Below are 3,069 nucleotides of genomic sequence, written 5' to 3' on the forward strand. Positions count from 1 at the left end.
ACCTTGAAAATTGCATAGGAAAATAAAAGAGAAGACATTAATTAATAAAAAGTAAGAATACCTTCGCAAGTATTCTGAAATATAAATATTAACAATAAACCGATATATTATGAAGATATAATATAAAGACTAAAATGGTCAAGATATAAAGGGCGTGGGGCGAATGCCTTGGCACTAGGAGCCGATGAAGGACGTGGCAAACTACGAAATGCTGGGAGGAGACGTAAGCAGTCTACGATACCCAGATGTCCGAATGAGGAAACTCACATAAGGTAAACCTTATGTATCATACAGTAAATACATAGCTGTATGAGGGGAACGAGGGGAACTGAAACATCTAAGTACCCTTAGGAAGAGAAAATAAATAATGATTCCGAGAGTAGCGGCGAGCGAAACCGGAAGAGCCCAAACCAGGCAGTAATGTCTGGGGTTGAGGACATATCAAAGAGATGGATAACCGTAGCTGAAGAGAACTGGAAAGTTCCTCCAAAGAGTGTGATAGACATGTAAGCGAAATGGTTTGAAGCGAGGATATGATCCAGAGTACCACGAGACACGAGAAATCTTGTGGGAAGCAGGGAGGACCACCTCCCAAGGCTAAATACTACCTAGTGACCGATAGTGAAGAGTACCGTGAGGGAAAGGTGAAAAGAACCCCGGGAGGGGAGTGAAAAAGAACCTGAAACCCCATGCCTATAAACAGTGGAAGCACGAAAGTGTGACCGCGTACTTTTTGTAGAACGGGCCAACGAGTTACGATATGTTGCAAGGTTAATGACTAAGAGGTCAGGAGCCGAAGGGAAACCGAGTCTTAATAGGGCGAAAGTTGCATGTCGTAGACCCGAAACCGGGTGACCTATCCATGTGCAGGTTGAAGCTAGAGTAAAATCTGGTGGAGGACCGAACCCATTAGCGTTTAAAAGCTACGGGATGACGTGTGGATAGCGGTGAAATTCCAATCGAACCCGGAGATAGCTGGTTCTCCTCGAAATAGCTTTAGGGCTAGCCTCAAGAGAAAGTATAGTGGGGGTAGAGCACTGAATGGTCTAGGGGCGTTATACGTTACCAAAACCTATCAAACTCCGAATACCATATATACAAGCTTGGGAGTCAGACTACGTGAGATAAGTTTCGTAGTCGAAAGGGAAACAGCCCAGATCACCAACTAAGGTCCCAAAATATAGATTAAGTGGAAAAGGATGTAAAACTACACAGACAACCAGGATGTTGGCTTAGAAGCAGCCACTCATTAAAAGAGTGCGTAATAGCTCACTGGTCGAGTGGTTTTGCGCCGAAGATGTCCGGGGCTAAAATCTATTACCGAAGTTGTGGGATGTACATTGTACATCGGTAGAGGAGCATTGTGTACGGGTTGAAGCGCTACCGTAAGGAGCCGTGGACTGTACAGAAGAGAGAATGTTGGCATGAGTAGCGAAAGGTGAGTGAGAATCTCACCCATCGAAAGCCTAAGGATTCCTGAGGAAGGCTCGTCCACTCAGGGTAAGTCGGGACCTAAGCCGAGGCCTAATGGCGTAGGCGATGGACAACTGGTTGAAATTCCAGTACCACCAAAATGCGTTTGAGAAATGGGGTAACACAGAAGGGTAAGCTAGCACACTGATGGAATAGTGTGTCTAAGTAAGTAGGGAGATGAGATAGGCAAATCCGTTTCATCAATCCTGAGATACGAATGGGAGCGAAAATAAGTAGTGAAGTAGTTGAGCCCACGCTGTCAAGAAAAGCCTCTATCGAGCAAATTGGTGCCCGTACCGCAAACCGACACAGGTAGGCAAGGAGAGAATCCAAAGATGAGCGGAAGAACTATTGTTAAGGAACTAGGCAAAATGTCCCCGTAACTTCGGGAGAAGGGGAGCCCTTTAGAGTGAAGTCTGAACAGATGGAGCTTGAAGGGCCACAGAAAACAGGCCCAAGCGACTGTTTACCAAAAACACAGGTCTCTGCTAAATCGAAAGATGAAGTATAGGGGCTGACACCTGCCCGGTGCTGGAAGGTTAAGGGGAGAAGTCATCGAAAGAGAAGCTTTGAACTTAAGCCCCAGTAAACGGCGGCCGTAACTATAACGGTCCTAAGGTAGCGAAATTCCTTGTCGGGTAAGTTCCGACCCGCACGAAAGGTGTAACGATTTGGGCACTGTCTCAACAATAGATCCGGTGAAATTGTAGTACTCGTGAAGATGCGAGTTACCCGCGGCAGGACGGAAAGACCCCATGGAGCTTTACTGCAGGCTGACATTGGAATTCGGTAGCAATTGTACAGTATAGGTGGGAGACTGAGAAGCATGTACGCCAGTATGTGTGGAGTCGACGTTGGGATACCACTCTATTGTTACTGAATTTCTAACATGGCACCGTGATCCGGTGTATGGACACTGTCAGTTGGGCAGTTTGACTGGGGCGGTCGCCTCCGAAAGAGTAACGGAGGCGCTCAAAGGTTCTCTCAGCACGGTCGGAAATCGTGCGAAGAGTGTAAAGGCAGAAGAGAGCTTGACTGCGAGAGAGACATCTCGAGCAGGAACGAAAGTTGGACTTAGTGATCCGGTGGCACCGAGTGGAAAGGCCATCGCTTAACGGATAAAAGCTACCCTGGGGATAACAGGCTTATCTCCCCCAAGAGTCCACATCGACGGGGAGGTTTGGCACCTCGATGTCGGCTCGTCTCATCCTGGGGCTGAAGCAGGTCCCAAGGGTTGGGCTGTTCGCCCATTAAAGAGGCACGCGAGCTGGGTTCAGAACGTCGTGAGACAGTTCGGTCCCTATCCGCCGTGGGCGCAGGAAATTTGAAGGGAGTTGTTCCTAGTACGAGAGGACCGGAATGAACAGACCGCCGGTGCATCAGTTGTCACGCCAGTGGCATAGCTGAGTAGCTGAGTCTGGAGCAGATAAGCGCTGAAAGCATCTAAGCGCGAAACTGACCTTAAGATAAGATTTCCCATCACGCAAGTGAGTAAGACCCCCGATACGTTAACGGGTTGATAGGTTGCATGTGTAAGTGCAGTAATGCATTCAGCTGAGCAATACTAATAGGTCGAGGTCTTGACCTCAAAAAATG

Annotated in this window: 1 rRNA gene; it reads left to right on the forward strand. The window is 47.8% G+C overall.

From position 1 onward, the window contains the following. Positions 1-136 precede the first annotated feature (136 nt). A 23S ribosomal RNA gene (locus BN358_RS22085) occupies positions 137-3,061 on the forward strand. The last annotated feature ends 8 nt before the right edge of the window (positions 3,062-3,069 follow it).

The organism is Sedimentibacter sp. B4 (assembly GCF_000309315.1).
GTDB classification, from domain to species: Bacteria; Bacillota; Clostridia; order Tissierellales; family Sedimentibacteraceae; genus Sedimentibacter; species Sedimentibacter saalensis.